We start from the raw sequence: 15,041 nt of genomic DNA, 5'->3' as shown, positions 1-15,041 counted from the left end.
CGGTCTACGGGGCCGCGAGCGCCGAGTAGATTTCGAACCACGCCAGGTATGAGCGCCACGCCGGGTCGCGCAGCTCGACGAGGGAGCGTCGTGCCTTGCCCAGGCGCTGGGACACGTCGAAGGGCAACCCTCCGTCGCCCTTCACATCCAGTTGTGCCGCGAACCAGAGCACGTCCAGTTGCCCCGTATCGACGTCCGCGTGCGTGCGGGCAACCAGCGCGTCGGCATGCTTCAGCGCCTCGCCCAGCCACCGCGCTGCCTGGGCGGGGGCCTGCTGGTCCACGGCATTCTCCGCCAGCCGCAGCTCCGCCAGCGTCACGGAGCGGAGGTCCTCATCGCGGTCCAGTTGGTCGAACTGCGCAAGGTACAGCTTGCGCTGCGTTTCGAGCGCCCGCGCCGCGGCGTCCAGGCGTCCCAGCCGGGTCTCCGCGTTCGCGCGCAGGCCCGAGGCGATGAGGCGATACGAGCGCAGGACGTGCTCCGGCGTGGAGTGGGCCCACTTCAGCGCGCTCCGGACAGCGGGCGTCGCCAGGCCGCGCTCGACGTGCTCCAGGTCTTCCAAGGTCCGCTGTGGCTGGCCGGCACCCAGCGCCGCGGCACCCCGCGCCAATCGCACCACCATCCGGTTGCGCAGGCCCTCTTCGTCCTGGGGACTTGCTTCCACGAGCGGCAGCACCCGGTCATAGAGCGTCAGCGCCCGGTCGAAGCGGCCCGCGGCGAGGTGGTAGAGCGCGGCGCGGTCCAGGGCCAGAGGCAGGAACCTGGACAGCCGCTGCGTGGCCTCCACCATGGCCAGGGCCTTGTCCGCCGCCAGCGCCGCATCGGCTGCACGGTCGACGTGCAGCAGCGCATGGGCCCGCGCCATGGACACGGCCAGCCCCGCCCAGTTGTCCACATAGGGCAGCTGGTCCCGCTGCTCGAGGTACCCCAGGGCGATGTGGAAGTTGCCCACCTGCGTGTGCAGCAGCCCCAGCGCGCCGAGAATCATGGCCCGGTAGCGGACGTTGTTCCGCATCAGGTCCAAGGCCACCATGTAGTAGCGGTTGGCGCGCTCGGCGGCGGCGGGGTCGCGGTTGCGCAGGAAGTCCTCGTGATGGATGGCGCCCATGAGCGCCTGCACCACGCGCTGGTTCTTCAGCTCCGGCCACGCGGCGCGCAGCTCCCTCATGGCCGAGGTGACGGCCTGGGCGTGGGCATCCCCCTCCAGCTTGGAGAGCTGGCGCGCGGTGACGTAGGCCTTCACGAAGTGCGCGAGCGGCTTCGCCCTGTTCGGAGCGGTGGTGGTGACTTCCTTCTCCACCACGTCCGGACTCACGCCGGCTCGCAAGCGCAGGTTCATGGCTTCGACGGCGCTCTCCAGCGAGCCCGTCCGCTGCGTCACCAGGTCGAAGTCCTCACGCGCCCTGTCCTGGCGCTGCCGTGCCAGCCGCCGGTAGGCGCGGCCCATCAGGGCGCGGCGAAAGAGCCGCTCGGCGCGGCGGCGCTCTTCGCTCCCCGGTGGCGTGTCGTCGACGTAGACCATCGCCAGTGATTCCATGATGCCATCGGCGCCGAGCTCCGCCGACCGCTCCACGGCGTCCTGAACCAGGACCCTTCTGCGCAGCGGGTCCTGCTGCTGCCGGTAGAAGCCGAGCAGCGCCTCCCGCACGGCACGAGGTGGCCGGTCGCTTCGGAGCGCATTGATGTGGCGGCCCAGCTCCAGCGCGTACGCGTAGGCCGAACCCGCGGGCGCTGTCGTGAGGGCCTGCGCTATCGCCGCGTCCGCTTCGTCGTAGGGCCGTCCCCGGTACAGCGCGCGAACCGCGGCGCGCGCGAAGTCGAGCTGGTCGTCGGCCGGGAAGATGCGGTGCTCGGAGAGCCGCCGGCCCACTTCGACCAAGGGCTCCCGCTCATCGAGCTCGCGGTACAGCGCGTCCGCTCGCGCGTGGTAGGCCTCCAGCACCGCGCGCGGCGTGGTGTCGGCGATTTCGGCCGCCTCCAGCTCCTTCCGGGCCCGCGTGAAGTCCCCCGCGTCATCCGCCAGCTCGCTGCGCACCACCTGCTGGAAGACCGCGGCCGCGGGGCTGCGCGCGTTCGCGGGCTCCAGCGCGGCCATGCGCTGCTGCTCCGCGACACTCAGCTCCTCCACCATGCGGCCCCGCTCGCGCTCCTTCATGGCGCGCCGGTGGTCGATGAGGACGCGCAGCGGCTCCTCCAGGCCCGCGGTGGTGGGGTCGCTCACCGAGCCCAGGTGGCGGGCGTAGAACTCCGCCGCGCTGAAGTCCTCGAAGGCCAGGTGCAGCATGCTCATGCGCATCATCAGCAGGCGGCGGAGCCTGGGCCGTGTCTCGAGCAGCAGCCGGTGGCGATAGAGCAGCAGCTCATCGGCGCGGCGGCCCACCATCCGCAGCTCGGCGCTGAGCCGGCGCGCATCCCATGCACTGGGGACCTGGCCATCCAGCGGCAGTTGGTACACGTCCAGGGACTTCGAGCGTGAACAGGTCGCCGCCAGAGACGTGGCCGCGGGCGCCGGGTACTGGCAGTTCCAGGACTCGCTGGTGAGCTGGTCCGGATGGGCGGCGGCGGCGCGCTCGGCGGCGTCGTCACGCTCCGTCGCGAAGGGCACCCGGAACAGCACGCCGCTGTCGCTGGCATCAATGACGCCATCCGCGTTCGAGTCCGTGAAGAACTGCACCACGTACAGGTAGCGCCCATCCCGGGAGAACGCCGGCTGTCCCGTCTGCCCCGGGATGTCGAGCGGCAGCGGGACGGGCTTCGCGCCGGGAGCATCCAGGCGCAGCGCCTCCAGGTGGGGCGCGGCGCGCGCGGCGAAGCCGGGGCCTACCTGCCGCACGGAGCGCTCGATGGGGACGTAGACCAGCCAGCGCCCATCGGGAGAAACGGTCGGGCTGGTCAGGTTCCGCTCGAGCAGAGGCGTCACGCGCCACGTGCCACCCAGCTCGACTCGCGACAGGTGAAGGTCGCCCTGGATGGTGGCCCGGCTCACCAGCGCGATGTGCGAGGCGTCCATCCACTCCGCCTGGAGGGCGTTGGCGTCTCCTTCGAGGCACCCGCGCTCCTTCGCGGTGGGCAGCTCGCGCACGCACAGCTGGCCGCCGGCCTGGTTCCGGAACGAGATGTAGAGCAGGTGCTTCCCGTCGGGACTGATGCGCGGCCAGGTGACATCCGCGCCTTCGTCGAAGAGCCGGCGCTCGCGGCCGCGCTCCAGGTCCTGCGTGTAGATTTCGGTCGCGATGTTGCGGTTGGACGCGAAGAGCAACGTGTTGCCATCAGGCGCCAGCTGTCCCAGGAACTGGTCCCCCACGCCCACGGTGAGCCGGGTGGGCATGCGCACGCCGCCGTCGTCCTCATCGTCCTGAGCCCAGGCACTGCCCGCGAGAAGCACGGACAAGGCCACGCAGCACCGCAGCCAGCGCGTCAGCACTGCTTCTCTCCCCAGGTCCCATCCTCGGCCTCGACCCAGCCGCCGCAGACGACACCCTCCGCGTGCACCTTGTGCCAGTTGCGGCGCAGCGTCTCTTCCGGGACGTCGGGGCGGGCCGACCGCATCCACTTCCAAAGCTGCTTGCGTGAGCGGTTCACCCGCTCTACCAGGGCCACGTCATCGGCCGTCATGCGCCCGGCCTGGCAGCGGCGCCGGGTATTCGCCAGCAGCCCGTCCCGCCCCTCGCCCACGCAGTGGCGTCGGAGCAGGTCGTCAACGCGGTCCGCTGGCGTCCTGCCGATGTTCTCCACCAGCGGCGTGGGCTGGATGCCCAGCGCCTCCAGTTGATTGGGAGTGAATGGCACCGGCGTGGGGTTCATGCCCGCGCGAGCCAGCCGCTGCTCCACGTCGTTGAACGAGCCCGAGGCCTGTTCCTCGAGCGCCGTCGCGCGGTCGACCATGACAATCTCCGGCGCGCTGATGCACCCGGACGTGGCGAGGGCGGCCCACAGCAGCAACCCACGGTGTTTCATGGCGTCGTCTCCAGAAGCGTCATGGACTTGATGAGCTGGTCGACGATGGGGCCCATGGGGATGCCCCGGATTTCGTCGATGCTGAGCAGCTTCGCCAGGCCGCCCATGGTGATGCGCAGGCTGCCGAAGCCGTGGTTGAAGCTCACCCGCACGTGCTCCGGGTAGCCCAGCCGCAAGGCATAGCGAACCCGGTTGGTGGCGGGGTCGACATGGCGGGGGTCCTCGATGTCGAGCAGGTCCAGCAGGTGGCGGTTTCCAATGCGCAGAATCTCCGCGCGGCCATCGATGCTGCGGTCCTTCGCGGAGATGACCACCGCGGCGTTGCCGTCGAAGGGCTCACCTCGGGACGACTGGACGCCGGTGGCTCGCACGCGGGCCTCCAGGGTGGAGCGCTTGCCTTGCCAGTCCAGGAGCCACTGCCCGGTGATGCGCCCACCGCGCACCCCCATCTCCAACTGCGTCATGGAGACGACGTGCTGGTCGATGGACAGGTTCCCCGCCAGGGGCGCGACGGTGACGAACGGCGTGCTGATGCGCCTGGCGGACACGTACCCGCTGCGGGAGAGCAGGGGATGCTGGTCGGCGAAGCGAAGCATCGGGTACGGGTTCACGTCGATGTCGCTCAGCAGCCGCAGGTGTCCCTGGTTGAACTCGAGGTTCTCGGTGAGCGGGACGTTGCCGTCCATCCCTTCCACCTCGAACCCCTGCTCGGGCAGGCGCAGGTTCAAGTCCTGGAGGAGCAGGTTGGAGACGGTCCGGAAGACGACGAGGTCGGGCGAGCTCACGCGGAAGCCGACGGTGACCTTGCCGCTTCCCTCCAGGACTCCGGGCTGCGTGAGCCGGGCCATGTCCTGCGCCAGCTCGCCCCGGAGCCCCATGCGGCGCCGGTCCTCGCTGAGGTCGAGCCGCCCCCGGACCTTCAACTGGGTGCCGGTCCCCGCGTGGGTCAATTGGAGCTGGGGGACGTGGATGACGCCCGTGGCCTTGCGCCGCGCGGTGAACGTCGCCTCCAGGTCCTGGACCGGATAGGGCAGCGCCGGGTTCTGTTCGAGCGCGCGGAGCGTCAGGTGCTGCTTCAGCTCGATGTCGCCCGCTTCCAGCGCCTCGGTGAAGCTGGCGGTGGTGTCGCTGGTCAGCTCCGAGAAGGCCAGCCGCCGGTCGCTCATCCCGACGGTGAGCTTCTCCACGCGCAGGTCACTGTGGACGGTTCGCTTAAGACCGTCGACGCGAGACGCCAGCTCCCAACGCAGCGTGGGGACGTTGACGAACAGGGCGTCCTGTCGCCAGCGCAGGCCGCGCGCACGCACAGCCGCCGTTCCATCGAAGCTGGCGGTACGCGCCGGGTCCGGGGCAAGTCGCGGCGTGCCATCGGCTGAGACACCCGTGAGCACGCCGCGCAGCGTGCCATGCAGCTCGAGGCCTACCGCGAGCCGCCCGGCGTTCAGCTCCGGGGGCACCCGCGCCATGGCCAGCAAGGGCGCCAGGGTCTCCAGCGGCGGAATGTCGCCCTTCACGTCGATGCGAAGGGCGCGGGCCTTCCGGTCAAACGCCGCCGCGGCGTCCAGCATGACCTTGGGCCCTTCGTGGCTGGTGAGGCCCAACCGGAGCGCGGGCTCCCGGCGGTTGAGGTCCAGGGTCAGCGTCTGGTGCTGGAGCCCCAGGTCCTTCTCACCGGCCTTGAGCCCTTCGACGCGCAGGTCCACGTCGCCCTGGTGGCGCCAGACGTCACCCCGCGAGCGCACCACGACGGCGACGTTGCTGGCCGTCACGTCGTCCCATGCGGGCCGTTGCAGCTTCAGCTCCGTGCGGTGCTCCAGCCGTGGCGCGGAGGAGAAGAGCGCCTTCACGCTGCCCTGGGAGGCCAGGCTCACGCCCAGGCGCCGCCACGGGATGCGCGCCGCGACCGGGTCGGGAATGAAGGGGCGGGCGGCGGCGAGGTCCGGCGTCCGCGCGGCCAGGGTGTAGGCCACCGCGTCGGTGTCCTTGGTGGCATCCAGGGACACCTGCGCGTCGCCGACGTCGAGCACGATCCGCGCGCGGGCTCGGCTGAGCTGGGGCTCGTCGAGCCGCGGGAACGCGTCCGACGCCTCGAGCTTCACGCGCACGGGGCCCTGCAGCAGCGTGCGCCCATCCGGAGACGACACGTGGAGCGCCCCGACGGGCATGTCCGCGCTCAGCGCGAAGGGAGGCGCTGCCGCCAGCGGCGCGCTGAGCTGGAAGCCCAGCCGTTCGGCCTTCGCTCGGAGGTCGGGGGTTCGGAGGTCCAGGGACTCCACCAGGCCTGACAGGCTCGCGTCTCCGGCGACCTGGAGCGGGGATGAGGGCTCCGGGCGGAGCTGGTGTCCCTTCACTTCACCGTGGGCCTTCGGAATCCTCAGCGCGGTGGGGCCTCTCACGTCGAGCCCATCGACTCCGAACGTCAGCTGCGCGGAGAGCCCCTGCCGCGGATCGGGCGTCGCCACCAGGGTGACGCGCCCACCGCCGAGCGCCAGTTGGACTGGCTCCCCCGTCATCCGGAGCGCCGCGACGTCCACGTCCAGGCCCAGCCTTCCACGGGGCCCCAGTTGAGGCACCGCGCTCAGGGTGACGTCTTGTGCGTCCAGCTTCACGTGGCCGCGCACGAGCGTGAACGGACGCCATTCGGAGGGGAGCGCCGCCAGCAGCTTCCCAAGCTCGACGTCCACCCGGGCGCGTGTCACGACCGGGGGCTCGCCCGCGGCATCCGGGAGCACGGCCTGCGCCCGGAGCTCCGCGCTGTCCGTCAGGTGGGTTCGCTCCAGCTCCACGGCGATGTGGCGCTGCTCGACCTCGAACCGCGCGGCCACCGCGCCGTGAAGCAGCGAGCGGAGCGAGAAGCGTGGGTCGAAGGTCTGCCGGGTGACATCGAGGTCCACCTGCGCGCGAGCGGCCGACGCGCCGGCCTCCATTGAAAGGGCGAACGCCAGCTCCGCGAGGGCCGGGGGCGTGGCGAAGCCTTCGTGGCGCAGCTCCAGCGGCAGCGGGGCGCCCGCCTGGCCCAGGTTCGCGAAGACCTTCCATTCCCCGTCGTGCTGCTTCGCTTCGACCCGTGCCGCCAGCCCACGCAGGGACCACCGCTCGGCGACCTCGCCACGCTGGACGCGGACGTAGCTCAGCGACACGCCCGACACGTCGACGTGCCCGACGGGAAGCGGCGTTCGCAGGAGGTCCGCGACCTGCTGGGAGGCCCCCACCGGCGGCGCTTCAACGGGCGGCGGCGCTGGGGCTTCAGGCTCCGTCAGCTTCGAGAGGGAGGTGGCGCCTGACTCGTCAGCGACCAGGGTGAGCGCCACGTCCCTCGCCACCACCCGCTCAATCCGGAGGGGGCCCGTCACCAGCGCACCGGGCGACCAGTGCGCCTCCAAGGTGCCGACGCGCAGCAGGTCGGGCGCGGCGCCGTGGAACGGAGCGGGGGTCCGGACCACCAGGCCTTCCAGCTTCAACCCCGAGAGCAGCTCGACCTGGGCGACCTGGTAGTCCACCTGGAGCCCGGTGGCCGCCTCCACCTCGGAGACAAGGGGCTGCTTCAGCCAGGGGCTGTCGAGGTTGCGCGACACCACCACGGCAGCGACCAGCGCCAGCGCGGGGAGCACGACCAGGATGGTGAAAACCACGCCCGCGATGACTCGGGCCCACCGCCGGCGAGGCCGTTCAGCTGTGGTGGAATCCATGGGGCTCGGTTGACGCGAGCGGCCATCATGGTCGGGGGCCTGTACGAAGTCGAGGAGACGTTGCGGGCAGGCGCGGGGCGGTTGCTCGGACGGTATGAGGACGGCCGCCAGGCGCCCTGGCGGCCGATGACCGGCTCAGGGCGCCTGCGTCAGCTCCCGAAGCGCGCGCCGGTTGAGCTTGCCGTTCGGAGTCCGTGGCAGCTCGGGCAGGACGCGGACCTCGTCCACAATCATGTAGCGAGGCAGCCGCTCCGCGCAGTGCTTCTTCACCTTGAGCAGCGAAGGGGGCTTGCTGGCGCCGCTGACCACGAAGGCCACCAGCCGCGCTTCCAGGCCGGAGCCGGTGGCAATCACGCCTGCTTCGCGGATGTCCGGGTGCGTGAGCAGCGCCGCTTCGATTTCGCCCGCTTCGATGCGGCGCCCGCGCACCTTCAGCATGTTGTCGCGTCTGCCCAGGTATTCGAACGTGCCGTCCGGCAGCTCGCGGCAGCGGTCTCCCGTGGCATACGGCCCGCTCCCGTGGCGAGGCTGGCCCCAGTAGCCCAGCATCACCGTGGGGCCTTCCACCATCAGCTCGCCCACGCCGTCGCCTTCCTCCCGTGCCTCCTCCGAGTCCGGCGGCGGCCGGGCCAGCCACACGCGGTTGCCGCAGCTCGCGCGGCCGATGGGCACCGGCTCGGTGCGGTGAGGTGAGACGTCCGTCACCTCATGGAAGGTGCAGACGTTGGTCTCCGTGGGGCCATAGAGGTTGAAGAACCGCGCGTGCCCCAGGTGCTCCCGGAGCGGGCGCAGGTGCCGGATGGGAAAGGGCTCGCCCGCGAAGAGCACGGCGCGGAAGGGCAGCGGGCCATGCTTCAGCAGCCCCCCTTCCTGCATCATCAGCATCAGCGCCGAAGGGACCGAGTACCAGCAGGTGAACCGCTCGCGGAGGACCAGCTCCACCAGCTTCTCCGGCGCGAAGGCCAGCGCCTCCGGGATGAGCGTGACGGACGCGCCGCCCCGGAAGGCCGCGTACAGGTCCAGCACCGAGAGGTCGAAGAAGAACGGCGCGTGGTTGCTGAAGCGGTCCTCCGGCGTGGTGCCGAGCAGCTCGTGGCACCACTCGATGAAGGCCATCGCGTTGCGCTGGCTGATGCACACGCCCTTGGGCGCTCCCGTGGAGCCCGACGTATAGAGGATGTACGCCAGGTCGTCGTCACCCGCGCCATGCGGCGGCAGCGGCGCGGAGGAGAAGCCGCTCAGCCGGTTCCAGCAGATCTCCGGCCCCTTGTCGTCCACCAGCAGGTAGCGCATCCGGCTCACGCCCGCGTTGTGGAGCTCGGCCGCGCGCGTGGTGGTGGTCACCATCACGTCGATGCCGCAGTCGTCGAGGATGAGCCGCGTCCGCACCGCCGGGTTCAGCGGGTCCATGGGGACGTAGGCGGCGCCCAGCCGGGCGATGCCCTGCATCGCGGCGACGGCGCGCACGGACTTCTCCGTCCAAAGCCCCACGCGGTCTCCCCGCTTCACGCCCAGCTCCTGGAGCGCGCGGGCGACGCGGTTGGCGTGCGCGTCCAACTGGCCGTAGGTGAGGGTCCCGTCGGGACCCTTGATGGCGATGGACTCGGGAGCCTTCGCCGCTGCACGGATGACGATTTGGTCGAGTGTCATAGGCCGAGCTGGTTGGCGATGATGTCGCGTTGGATTTCGGAGGTACCGGAGAAGATGGCGCTGGGGATGGCGTCACGCAGCACGCGCTCGATGCCCGTTTCAGCCACGTAGCCCATGCCGCCGTGAATCTGGATGGCGTCCAGGCCGCTCTGGATGGCGGCCTCGCTGATGGCCAGCTTCGCCAGGGACACCTCCATGACGGCGTCCTGGCCCTGGTCCATCTTCCAGCAGGCCTGGTACAGCAGCAGCCGGGACGCCTCCATCCGCTGCTTCATGTCCGCCAGCTTGTGGGAGATGGCCTGGTTCTTCCCCAGGGCCTTCTTGAACTGCTTGCGGGTCCGGGCGAAGTCCGCCGTCTGTTCGAGCACCCGCTCCATGACACCCACGTAGGCGGCGAAGAGGCACGCGCGCTCCCACTGCATGGAGCGCTTGAACATCGCCGCGCCCTGGCCCTCCGCACCCAGCCGCGCGGACTCCGGGACGCGGCACCCCTCCAGGTAGATGGGGGCGATGGGCGACGTGGACAGCCCCATCTTCTCGAAGGCGCGCCCGACGGAGAGCCCCGGCGTGTCCTTCTCGACGAGGAAGGCGCTCAGGCCCATGTACCCGTGGGCCGGCTGCGTGGCGGCGTAGACGAGGAAGACGTCCGCGGACGGGCCATTGGTGACGTAGCTCTTGCCACCGTCGAGCACGTAGCCGTCGCCGTCCCGCACCGCCCGCGTCTTCAGGGCGAACACATCCGAGCCCGCCTCCGGTTCGGAGATGGCGTTGGCGCCCACCCACTCCCCCGAGCACAGGCGGGGCAGGTACCGGGCCTTCTGCGCGTCATCCCCGCTCTCCAGGATGGGCATCACGCAGGCGAAGAGGTGCGCACCCACGGAGAACACCAGCCCGGTGTCCACGCAGCCGCGCCCCAGCGCTTCCATCACCCGCGCCGTGGTCAGCGTGTCCAGCCCCAGCCCGCCATGCGCCGAGGGCACGGGGAGCCCCAGGAAACCGAACTCGCCACAGCGCTGCCACAACTCGCGTGGCAGGACTTCCTTGGAGGGCCTGGTGGCCTCGGGCAACTGCGCTCGCGCGAAGGCGAGGGCACGGTCATAGAGCTCCACCTGCTCGTGAGTCCAACTGAAGTCCATGTTTTCCTGACGTTCCAACGGGTGACAGCAACGAGGGAGCGCGCTTCGAACGCCTTGCGCTCGCGCTGCATGGCCCTCGGAGGTGGATGGTGAGACGTATGAGGAGTCAGGCGAAGTCTCGCGTGCGCGGGAACGAGCCGTCAAGAACCTCCGGGATGGTTGTCGGCAAGTGTGTCTTTTGAGGTGATGCTGGATGGGATTGAAGCGCGGGGCCCGGCAATTCCTATCTACTGGGTCTGGCCCGAGGTGGACTCAGTGAGTTACAAATGGGCCAGGACGCGGTTTTCCGCCGCCGCGGAGGACCGGGGCTCGGAGGCCCGCCGAGCGCGCCTGATCCACCCTTCCAGACCCTGTATTCCGTTTCGTCTCACTACCCATTGCACTGGGTGCGGTGTCACTCATTCCCGCCGCGAGCGCGCGCGTCAGCGCTTCTCAGCCTATGGCCGTGGTAAAATTCTACACGCGGCTGACCTGGCCGGACTGGCTGAACGCTCCACTCAGACCTGGGTATGGGACAACCTGGTCGGTGATTGACTGGTTTGCCCGTGAGCAGTTTGCTTCGGGCATGGAACGTTGCGTCGTTTTGGATTTGCCTGGATTGAGCGCGAGGTATGTCGGCCCCTCGACGCCAAACATGCAGGCATTCGTGGAGCGGGGGCGCATGGTGCCGCTCCAGCCCGTCCTGCCGGCGCTGAACTGCACCATGCAGGCGACGTTCCTGACCGGAAGATACCCCAGCGAGCACGGAATCGTCGGAGATGGGTGGCTCCACCGGGAGCTGGGAGAGGTCCGCTTCTGGCCCCAGTCCGACGGGCTCGTGCAGACGCCGCAGCTCTGGGATGCCGCCCGCGCGCTCGACCCCAGGTTCACCTGCGCCCGCGTGTGCTGGTTCATGAACATGTATTCGAAGGCGGACTACGCCATCACACCGCAGCCGTCCTTCACCGCGGACGGGCGGGTGCTGCCTGACGTGTTCACGGAGCCGCTCCACCTGCGCAACCCGCTGGTCGAGGCGCTGGGAAACTTCCCCGCGTATGACTACTGGGGGCCCCGCTACAGCATCCGCTCCTCGGAGTGGATCGCCGACGTCGCCATGTGGCTGGAGCGGCGGCACAGCCCCACGCTCTCGCTCGTCTTCCTGCCGCACCTGGACTACACGCCGCACACGTTCGGACCGGACGCGAAGGAGATCCACCAGAGCCTCCGGGAGATCGACGACGTCGTCGGGAAGCTGATTGGCTTCTACGAGTCGCGCGGCGTGCGCGTCATCATCCTCTCGGAGTTCGGCGCGGTCCCCGTGTCCCGGGCCGTCCACCTGAACCGCCTCTTCCGCCGCCGAGGGTGGCTGGCGATTCGGGAAGAGGGCGGCCGTGACGTCGTCTATCCCAGCGGCAGCGAGGCGTTCGCCGTCGCGGACATGCAGATCGCGCACATCTACGTCCGGAACCCGGCGCTGCTGGATGAGGTCAAGGCCCTGGTCGAGGCGGAGCCCGGCGTGGCCCAGGTGCTCGATGCCGAGGGCAAGCGCACCCACCACCTGGACCACCCACGCTCCGGCGAGCTGGTGGCCCTGGCCGAACCGGACGCCTGGTTCACGTACTTCTACTGGCTCGACGATGCGCGCGCGCCGGACTACGCGCGCACCGTCGATATCTACCGCAAGCCGGGCTACGACCCGCTGGAGATGTTCGTGGACCCGAAGCTGGGTCTGCGGGTGCTGGACCTGGGGGGCAGCGTCTTGAAGGAGAAGCTGGGCGTGCGCGCCCGGCTGGAGGTCGTCTCGATGGACGGCACTCTCCTCAAGGGGGCGCATGGCCTGCCCACCCGCCCGGAGAACGGGCCGGTGCTGATGACACGACAAGCAGAGCTGATCGAGGCAGAGACACTCCACGCCACGCAAGTCCACGACCTCATCCTGGCGCACCTGACCGGACAGCAGGCGGCGGCCTGAGGGCCTTCCGCGAGCAACCCGAGCGTTGACGCTGCAAGAGGCGGGACACGGCATGAATAAACTTCCTGGAAGCGCCATTGTCATTGGTGCCAGCATGGGTGGGCTCAGCGCCGCGCGCGTGCTGGCGGACCACTTCGAGCGCGTCACCGTCATTGAGCGGGACGTGCTCCACGACGGCCCGCGCCAGGGGGCGCCGCAGGCCCATCACATCCACGTCCTGCTGCGAAAGGGCGTGGACCTGCTGGAGCAGTACTTCCCCGGCCTCGTCGAGCAGATGAAGGCGGACGGCATCGAGCCCTTCGACTTCACCCAGGACCTGCGGTGGCTGCAGTTCGGTGACTGGATGCCGCGCTACCGCAGCGGCATCGTCCTGTACCCGCAGACGCGCTTCTCCCTGGAGCGCTACCTGAGAGAGCGGCTTCGCGCCTATCCCAACGTGGAGATCCTGGAGTCGACCGCCGTGCGGGCGCTGCTGGCCACGCCGGATGGGCGGCGGATCCTCGGCGTCCAGACGCATGACCGTCACGGGGACGGCGGCGCGGTGACGAACCGGCTCGCCAACATCGTCGTCGACGCGAGCGGGCGCGGTTCGCAGCTGGGCAAGTGGTTGTCGGAGTTGGGGTTCAGCCCGCCAGAGGAGAGCCGGCTGCCCATCAACCTCTGCTACGTGTCACGCCTCTTCGAGCAGCCCGAGAGCGCCAGGGACTGGCGGGGGCTGTGGATCACCCCGCTGCCGCCCGACGAGCCGCGCGGCGGAGCGATGCAGGGCGTGGAAGGCAAGCGCTGGATTGTGTCCTTGTTCGGCTACGAAGGACACCACCCGCCCCGCGACGAGGACGGGTTCCTGGAGTTCGCCCGGGGCCTCCGCGAGCCGGACATCTACGAAGCCATCAAGGACGCGAAGCCCGCCTCCGACGTCCAGGTGTACCGGGTGCCGGACGTGAAGTGGCGCCACTTCGAGCGCGTCCGGGACTTCCCCGCCGGGCTGCTCGTGCTGGGGGACGCGTGGTGCTACTTCGACCCCGTCTTCGGCCAGGGCATGTCGGTGGCGATGCTGGAGGCGAACCTCCTCAACGAGGCGCTGCACCAGCTCGACAGCCTGGAGGCGGTGACGCAGGCCTGGACGGCGTCCTACCTGCGCACGGGCGCGCAGTGGCTCCAGGGGCTCTGGTTCTTCGTGACGGCGGAGGCCATGCGGCATCCCCACGTCCCCGGCGAGCGGACGCGGCTCATCAAGCTGGCCCAGTGGTACGTGGAGGAGCTCTACGCGCTGAACCACGAGCACCCGGAGATCTACCAGGAGTTCCTCAAGCTGATGCACGTCCAGGCGGGGCCGGAGTTCCTCCTGCGCCCGGACATCGCCATGCGGCTCGCGAAGCGCGCCTGGCGGAAGCAGTCCGTGGAGGGTCCGGGCAACGGGGCGCTGTGGCCCGCCAGCCGGGTGGCGCTGGGTGCGCGCTACGTGGGGCGGGTGCTGGCCAACCTGGTGGCGCCTGGAGTGGTGGGCCCGCGGGATCGCATCTGCCACTTCGACACGGAAAAGCTGAGGAAGCTGGACAAGACGTTGGGGTGGTTCGTCCGCGATGCCCTGCGTGCCCAGGGGGTGCTGAGCGAGGCCGCCGAGGCGCGGCGGTTCCTGGAGTACTGGCTCCCGGTGCAGGGCCTGGGCGTCGCGAAGAGGGCGTTGATTGAGTTCTCCTACAACGTGGACGAGCCCGGCCTGGGCTTCATGCTCTACAGCGACAACGGGACTGTCACGCGGGCCTTCCGGGAGTACATGCGCCAGCTCGGCATCTCCAACGAGGGCGTCGAGCGGTCCGTGGCCATCTGCGAGACGTTCCGCTCATCGGACCTGGGCCTGGTGCGCGCGGAGTTCAAGCCCGGAGGCCCCACCCGGTATTCCATTGCCGCCAGCTGGCACTTCGACCCCATGCGCGGGCACTCCGGCTTCGATGAGGCGATGAGCCGCCTGCCGGAGCGCTTCCGGGCGGGGCCCTTCACGGAGCGGGTGAAGGGCCATGCTTCCTCGCTGCGGACCGAGTACTACCCGCTGTTCCTGGGACTGAGCTTCCTGGAGGACGGGACGCTCGAATCCAAGATGTACCTGGTGCGCTTCGACCACAAGCAGCCTCCGTTCCAGCCCGGCTCGGAGCTGTGGCGCTTCCTCCAGGACATGGGCGTGTCCGCCCCGGAGCTGGAGCGGGTCCGCCAGCTCAACGCGCTGCTCTGGGAGCACTCCGCGGACAAGATGACCCAGGTCGCCATCGAGACCTCCGAGTCCCAAGTCCAGCCCAAGCGCGTCAACCTCATCTACAGCGGGATCCAGACCTCCGCGGTTCTGGAAGCCATCTCCCGGTTCGGGTATCCAGAGTCCTCGAAGCAATCCGTCCGGGACTTCGAGCGGATGCTGCAGACCGACCGCGCGAAGTTCGTCGCGGTGCGGGTGGGCCCCGAAGGATTGAGCCCACGCCTCAAGCTGTACAAGCACGCCCTTTTCGATTTCTGCGATCTGTCCGTGGTGGAGGACGGAGGCCTGGGGCCGCGTGATGCCACGCCGGCCGCGGTAAAAGACGTTCAGGAAGTATGTCTTTATTGATTCTTGTTGGTTGAGAATGAAGTTCAAACAGGTGATGAGTCTGAGCGGCTTTCAGGCCGCCA

Annotated in this window: 7 protein-coding genes; 2 read left to right on the top strand and 5 right to left on the bottom strand. The window is 69.6% G+C overall.

Going from position 1 to position 15,041, the window contains the following annotated elements:
* Positions 1-4: 4 nt before the first annotated feature.
* From KGD87_RS10815 to pigA, 5 genes are all read right to left on the bottom strand, one after another.
* A complete protein-coding gene (locus KGD87_RS10815; RefSeq protein ID WP_284667385.1) occupies positions 5-3,424 on the bottom strand; it encodes a TolB-like translocation protein in 3,420 nt (1,139 codons plus the stop codon).
* The gene (locus tag KGD87_RS10810; protein WP_176410332.1) at positions 3,418-3,957 is read right to left on the bottom strand and encodes a DUF1318 domain-containing protein; all 540 of its coding nucleotides are present in this window, start codon (positions 3,955-3,957) and stop codon (positions 3,418-3,420) included. The genes KGD87_RS10815 and KGD87_RS10810 overlap by 7 nt, the downstream gene beginning before the upstream one ends.
* Positions 3,954-7,646 carry a hypothetical protein gene (locus KGD87_RS10805; RefSeq protein WP_284667384.1) on the bottom strand — a complete coding sequence of 1,231 codons (3,693 nt, stop codon included), beginning with the start codon at positions 7,644-7,646 and terminating at the stop codon, positions 3,954-3,956. Before KGD87_RS10805 ends, KGD87_RS10810 begins: the two co-directional genes overlap by 4 nt.
* A 135-nt stretch (positions 7,647-7,781) precedes the next feature.
* Entirely contained in the window at positions 7,782-9,296 is a 1,515-nt protein-coding gene (locus KGD87_RS10800; protein ID WP_284667383.1) for an amino acid adenylation domain-containing protein, read from the bottom strand.
* Positions 9,293-10,432: a prodigiosin MBC biosynthesis dehydrogenase PigA gene (pigA, locus tag KGD87_RS10795; protein WP_284667382.1), complete on the bottom strand. Its 1,140-nt coding sequence runs from the start codon at positions 10,430-10,432 to the stop codon at positions 9,293-9,295. Before pigA ends, KGD87_RS10800 begins: the two co-directional genes overlap by 4 nt.
* Positions 10,433-10,997: 565 nt before the next feature.
* Between pigA and KGD87_RS10790 the strand changes: the two genes are divergently transcribed.
* Positions 10,998-12,383: an alkaline phosphatase family protein gene (locus tag KGD87_RS10790; RefSeq protein ID WP_284667381.1), complete on the top strand. Its 1,386-nt coding sequence runs from the start codon at positions 10,998-11,000 to the stop codon at positions 12,381-12,383.
* 52 nt (positions 12,384-12,435) lie between these two features.
* Positions 12,436-14,979, top strand: coding sequence for an NAD(P)/FAD-dependent oxidoreductase (locus tag KGD87_RS10785; protein WP_284667380.1), 2,544 nt, complete (start codon positions 12,436-12,438; stop codon positions 14,977-14,979).
* Positions 14,980-15,041: the final 62 nt, after the last annotated feature.

This window comes from Myxococcus sp. SDU36 (assembly GCF_030168875.1).
GTDB classification, from domain to species: Bacteria; Myxococcota; Myxococcia; order Myxococcales; family Myxococcaceae; genus Myxococcus; species Myxococcus vastator.
The sequence above is the reverse complement of the archived record's forward strand: the minus strand, read 5'-3'. Positions and strand labels throughout refer to the sequence as shown.